This is a genomic window from Streptococcus sp. 2018037 (assembly GCF_019754195.1).
Classification (GTDB): Bacteria; Bacillota; Bacilli; order Lactobacillales; family Streptococcaceae; genus Streptococcus; species Streptococcus hashimotonensis.
Genome location: NZ_JAIJZQ010000027.1, coordinates 23,098 through 29,272, shown reverse-complemented (window position 1 = coordinate 29,272; position 6,175 = coordinate 23,098). Strand labels below are relative to the sequence as shown.

At 40.2% G+C, this 6,175-nt stretch carries 4 protein-coding genes; 2 read left to right on the top strand and 2 right to left on the bottom strand.

The genetic code is table 11. From position 1 onward, the window contains the following. Window positions 1-592: 592 nt before the first annotated feature. Complete coding sequence (gene scrK / locus K5Q29_RS08945) at window positions 593-1,477, bottom strand: fructokinase ScrK (RefSeq protein ID WP_105139082.1); 885 nt, start codon at window positions 1,475-1,477, stop codon at window positions 593-595. 128 nt (window positions 1,478-1,605) lie between these two features. Further along, window positions 1,606-3,492: a sucrose-specific PTS transporter subunit IIBC gene (locus K5Q29_RS08940; protein ID WP_105139081.1), complete on the bottom strand. Its 1,887-nt coding sequence runs from the start codon at window positions 3,490-3,492 to the stop codon at window positions 1,606-1,608. A gap of 207 nt (window positions 3,493-3,699) precedes the next feature. Here K5Q29_RS08940 and K5Q29_RS08935 point away from each other — a divergent pair, with 207 nt between their 5' ends. Together K5Q29_RS08935 and K5Q29_RS08930 are read left to right on the top strand one after the other, a co-directional pair. Then, window positions 3,700-5,154: a sucrose-6-phosphate hydrolase gene (locus K5Q29_RS08935; RefSeq protein ID WP_105139084.1), complete on the top strand. Its 1,455-nt coding sequence runs from the start codon at window positions 3,700-3,702 to the stop codon at window positions 5,152-5,154. Next, a complete protein-coding gene (locus K5Q29_RS08930) occupies window positions 5,135-6,100 on the top strand; it encodes a LacI family DNA-binding transcriptional regulator (protein ID WP_074414283.1) in 966 nt (321 codons plus the stop codon). The genes K5Q29_RS08935 and K5Q29_RS08930 overlap by 20 nt, the downstream gene beginning before the upstream one ends. Window positions 6,101-6,175: the final 75 nt, after the last annotated feature.

The window sequence follows — 6,175 nt, the reverse complement described above, 5'->3', positions numbered from 1 at the left end:
GGTAACCAATCCACGAATATCAGAGTGGCCAATGCCCGAAGCTAAGAACTAGGCTCTTTCTAGATACTTTTCATTTTTTATCAGTTCGATTGTTTTTACTTGACAAAGGGCTTTACATATCAGTCATCGTTAGTTTTTGCGGTGCTGTTTCGACCCAGCAACTTATACTCATTTAAAATCAAAAATAGCCACCTACCACTCAAAGTGGATATGGAGCGTTTCGATTTTGTTATTTTTTTAGAAGAAAACAGCTACTTGAAATCCACAATCCTCAACTCAAACTTATAAATTAAGGTTTCACATGTTATAAGTAGCTTAGACTTGCTATTTTTGATTTTTATTGAGTATTAAATTGAAGAGTTGTTGACGAACTCTTTTTAAGCTGGTCTGATTCTTTCCTACTCCCAAAGATTGCCTTGATTAACGAACGGCTATCTCTTATGAATACAGTTTTTTAGATAAAAATAGGCGAGAGTTACATGAAAACTCTCACCTCACTGTCAAGTTATTGTGATAATAAAACAACTTCACCCAATATTCTTCTTCAATATATCTATCGCAAAAGTACAAATGAATCCGTTCTCATAGATAATTATGAATTTCTTGATACCTGTTTTGCCAAAGCAAAGTTTCCAAGTGTTGCGGAGCCATTTTCTGCAACGGCAGGTGTTACGATATAGTCTTTCACGTCTGGCGTTGGGAGATAATCGTTCATCAAACCGACAAACTTCTCACGTACACGATTAAGCATGTGCTCTTGAGCCATAACTCCTCCACCAAATACAATTACTTGCGGACGATAAAGCAAGGTTGCCTGTACTGCTGCTTGAGCAATGTAGTAAGCCTGCACATCCCAAACGTCTGAATTTAACTCGATTAATTCACCACGAATACCTGTACGACCTTCAAGAGAAGGACCTGCAGCTAAACCTTCCAAACACCCATTATGGAATGGACACATTCCTTTAAATTCATGTTTTACATCGTAAGGGTGTAGGACAACGTAAGTATGACCCGCTTCGGTATGACCCAAACCACCGATAAACTCACCATTCTGAATAGCACCTGCACCAATACCTGTACCGATTGTATAGTAAACTAAACTCTTTACTCCTTTACGAACCAGGGTTTCACCAAATGCCGATGAATTCACATCTGTCGTGAAATAAAATGGAATATTAAATTCCTTAGCAATCAGACCAAGTAAATCAATATTTGACCAGTGTGGTTTTGGTGTCGAAGTGATGTAACCATAAGTCTGTGAGTTTTGATCAATATCGATTGGACCGAAAGAACCTATCGCAATACCTGCCAAACGATCTTCATAGCGCTTGAAGAATTCAACCGTTCTCTCAATCGTTTCATAAGGAGTTGTCGTAGGAAATTGTGTTTTTTCAACAACTTGGAATTGTTCATCACCTACGGCACAAACAAACTTTGTACCACCTGCTTCCAAGCTACCATATAATTTTGTCATTTGATTGTCTCCAAAAATTTTATCACTAGCATTATACCATAGAAACAAACAGAGGAAAAAGGCTATTCCACCTTTTTCCTACTCCTTGTTCAATAAAATTAAGATTCCTTAAAATTGGATTATGATTCTTATTTAGCTACTTTCAAGAAGTTTGCTCCGTGAGCAATTGTTCCTTCAGCAAGCGTAGAAACTTCAGCAAAATCAGCTGTGTTGGTCACGATGATCATGGTTGTATCATCAAGACCGGCTTCAGCAATTTTCGCAGCATCGAATTTAGCGATTGGAGTACCAGCTTTTACTTTATCACCAGCTGCTACTAATTTTTCAAATCCGTTACCGTTCATTGATACAGTGTCAATACCGATGTGAATTAAAAGTTCAGCACCAGACGCTGTTTTCAATCCGTAAGCATGGCCTGTTTCAAAAGCAATTGTTACTTCTGCATCTGCTGGAGCGTAAACAACACCCTCAGATGGTTTAACAGCCAAACCTTTACCCATAGCTCCTGATGAGAAGACTGGGTCATTAACATTTTCAAGGGCAACAACGTCACCTGAAAGTGGAGATACAAGAGTTTCTTCAGGAAGCAAAGCTGTTGTAGCTTCGTCAGCTAAAGTCGCTGTTTCCTTTGCTACAGCTGATATTTTACCAGCAACCGGCTCCTCATCTTCATACCCGAAGAGATATGTCAAAGCGAAACCTGCCGCGAATGATACAGCAACCATAAGGATGTATGGAAGAATTTGACCATTACCTGCGTAAAGTGTCAAACCTGGGATGATAGTAACACCCATACCTGTACCGGCAAGGCCAAGAAGAGATGCTACAGCACCACCGATGGCACCCGCAATCAATGAAAGAAGGAATGGTTTGCGGAAACGCAAGTTCACACCAAAGATAGCAGGCTCAGTAATACCGAGGAAGGCAGAAAGAGCTGCTGGGAAAGCAAGAGCTTTCAATTTAGGATTTTTAGTTTTCACACCAACCGCTACAGTTGCAGCACCTTGTGCTGTCATCGCTGCTGTGATAATTGCATTGAATGGGTTCGCACCAGTTGCTACCAATTGAGCTTCCAAGAAGTTGAAGATATGGTGAACACCAGAGACCACGATAACTTGATGAATACCACCGATAAGGAGACCACCAAGTCCCATTGGCAAGTTCAAGATTGCTTGTGTACCAGCCAAGATGTAGTTTTCAACCACGTGGAAGACTGGACCAATAACAAACAAGCCAAGAATAGACATTACAAACAAGGTCACGAATGGCGTTACCAAGAGGTCAAGAACTTCTGGAACAACCTTGCGAACCGCTTTTTCAAACTTGGCACCAACAATACCAATGATGAAAGCTGGCAAGACTGAACCTTGCAAACCAACAACTGGGATAAAACCGAAGAAAGTAGTTGGTGTTACTTCACCGCCTGAAGCAACTGTCCAAGCATTTGGCAATGATCCTGAAATTAACATCATACCAAGTACGATACCGATAGTTTGGTTACCACCAAATACACGGAAAGTTGACCATACAACCAAGGCTGGCAAGACAATAAATGCTGTATCTGTTAGAATTTCAGAATATACTTTTATATCTTCCGGAAGTTCATACCCCATAGACTTAAGTAATCCACGAAGACCCATGAAGAGACCTGTTGCCACAATCGCAGGAATGATTGGAACGAATACATCACCGAAAGTACGGATAGCACGTTGGAAAGCATTACCTTGTTTGGCAGCTTCAGCTTTTTGTTCACCAGTAGTCGCTGTTGGCAAACCAAGTGCAACAACTTCTTCGTAGATTTTGTTTACTGTACCAGTACCAAAGATGATTTGGTATTGACCAGAGTTGAAGAAAGCACCTTGTACTTTTTCAATATCTTCAATTGTATCCTTGTCGATTTTTCCTTCATCAACAACCATAACACGAAGGCGAGTCGCACAGTGGGCAACACTGCGTACGTTCTCACGTCCACCAAGGGCGTCAATGACTTTTTTTGCAATTTCTGTATTATTCATCTTGCAAAAATCTCCTTATTAAATATTTTTTTAATTTTTTGAAAGTGTTTTCAAACTTTCGATGGTTTTATTATATCACTTTTATAAAATATGTCAAACGTTTATCACATTTTGTTTCAATTTTATCCAAAAACATTGTTAAAACTTGATTTTTTGCAAGAAAACGTTTACTATATTAATGAAAAACTAGAAAATTTGGAGAAAATTATGGCATTTACAACAGAGGAGCGTTACAGGGCTTATGCTGACTGGACACCCGAATATATTGAAAAAATAAAGAAGAATACAGAGAGTTCTCCTTGGAGGACAAATTTCCATATTGAGACACCACATGGACTGTTAAATGACCCAAATGGATTTTCTTATTTTAATGGAAAGTGGACGCTTTTTTACCAATACTTCCCTTTTGGTGCAGCACACGGATTGAAATCTTGGGTCCATACAGAATCAACGGATTTGGTCCATTTTGAAGAAACTGGTACGGTTATGTACCCAGATACACCACTTGATAGCCACGGTGCCTACTCTGGCTCTGCCATGGAATTTGGCGACAAGCTCTTCCTCTTCTATACTGGAAATGTCCGCGATGAAAATTGGGTCCGCCATCCATACCAAATCGGTGCCTTAATGGACAAAGATGGTAAGATTGAAAAGATTGATAAAGTCTTGATTGAGCAACCAGAAGATACCACCGACCATTTCCGTGATCCACAAATTTTCAACTATAAAGGGCAATATTACGCTATTGTCGGTGGACAAAATCTGGATAAAAAGGGAATTGTCAAACTTTATAAAGCTGAAAATAACGACTACCTCAACTGGTCCTATGTTGGTGACCTAGATTTTGCCAATGATATGACCGCTTATATGATGGAATGTCCAAATATAGCGTTCGTTGGTGAGCAACCCATCCTTCTCTACTGTCCACAAGGCTTGGACAAAGAGGTATTGGACTATGGCAATATCTATCCAAATATGTATAAGATTGGTCAGAGTTTCGATCCTGAAACAGCAAGCATTGTCGAACCGAGCGAATTGATCAATCTGGACTATGGTTTTGAGTGCTATGCAACGCAGGCCTTTAATGCACCAGACGGTCGAACTCTATCTGTTAGCTGGTTGGCTCTTCCAGATGTGGAATACCCAACCGATGCTTATGACTACCAAGGCTGTCTGTCATTGGTTAAAGAATTAACCATCAAGGACGGTAAGCTCTACCAATATCCAGTCGATGCGATTACCAGTCTTCGTAAAGAAGCTCAGCCATTTTCAGCCCAAAAAGAAACCAATAATGTTTACGAATTGGAACTTGATTTTTCAGCGGACACGAAGCACGAAATCGTATTGTTCGCAAATGAAGAAGAAAAAGGCTTGGTCTTGTCTGTAGACACTGAACAAGGCCAGATTACATTAGACCGTGGCAACTGTGGTCAGCCATTCGCACTCGATTTCGGTACAAGTCGCTCTTGCGAGATTTCTCCAGGAGCTCTTACAGCCAATATCTTCATCGACAAATCTGTCTTTGAAATCTTTATCAATAAAGGAGAGAAAGTATTTTCTGGTCGTGTCTTCCCTGATGCGGATCAGTCTGGTATCGTCATTACGACTGGTAATCCGACCGGAACCTACTACCATTTAGATTATGGTCGCAAAACTAACTGATGTCGCACAGTTAGCTGGGGTCAGCCCAACAACTGTCTCGCGCGTTATCAATAAAAAAGGATACCTATCTGAAAAAACCATTCGCAATGTCGAAGAGGCTATGCGTGAACTAGGCTACAAACCTAATAATGTAGCTCGTAGTTTGCAAGGTAAATCCGCAAAATTAGTTGGTCTCATCTTCCCAACAATAAACAATATTTTTTATTCTGAATTGATTAGCCATTTAGAAAAAGAGCTTTTTGATCGAGGCTATAAAACCATTATTTGCAATAGCCAGCACGAGTCCGATAAGGAACGTGAGTATCTGGAAATGTTAGCAGCTAACCAAGTAGATGGGATTATCTCGGGCAGTCACAATCTCGGTATCCAAGACTACGACCGTGTCGTAGCTCCAATTATCGCTTTTGACCGCAACCTCTCTCCTTCCATTCCCATTGTCTCTTCCGATAATTTTGCTGGCGGGGTATTAGCTGCCCAAACCTTACAAAAAGCGGGATGTCACAATCCATTAATGATTACCGGAAACGATGATTCCAATTCACCTACCGGCCTTCGCCAAGTAGGTTTCACATCTATTTTGAACAAAGCCGAAGTTTTTCATATCTCCAGTGATTTCTCACCTGTGCGCAAGGAGATGGAAATCCGAGCCATTCTTGAAAAGCAAAAACCAGATGGTATCTTTGTATCTGGAGATGCAACGGCTATGCTGGTATGGAACGTCATTCGTTCATTGAAACTGTCTATTCCAGAAGATATTAAATTGATTGGTTATGATGGAACAAGTTTCATCGAAAACTACTATCCTCAACTGACAACCATCAAGCAACCATTAACCGAAATAGCTCGCCTGCTGGTTGAACTATTAGTTGATAAAATCGAAGGAAAAAAACTGACAAAAACAGACTATATCCTGCCGATTAGCCTACTAGCAGGAGCTAGTATATAAAAAAACTGTGCCTAATAAATTAGGTACAGCTTTTTTGTGATACATTCTTTTGTTTCTCAAGTAAAAAAGAAGCTC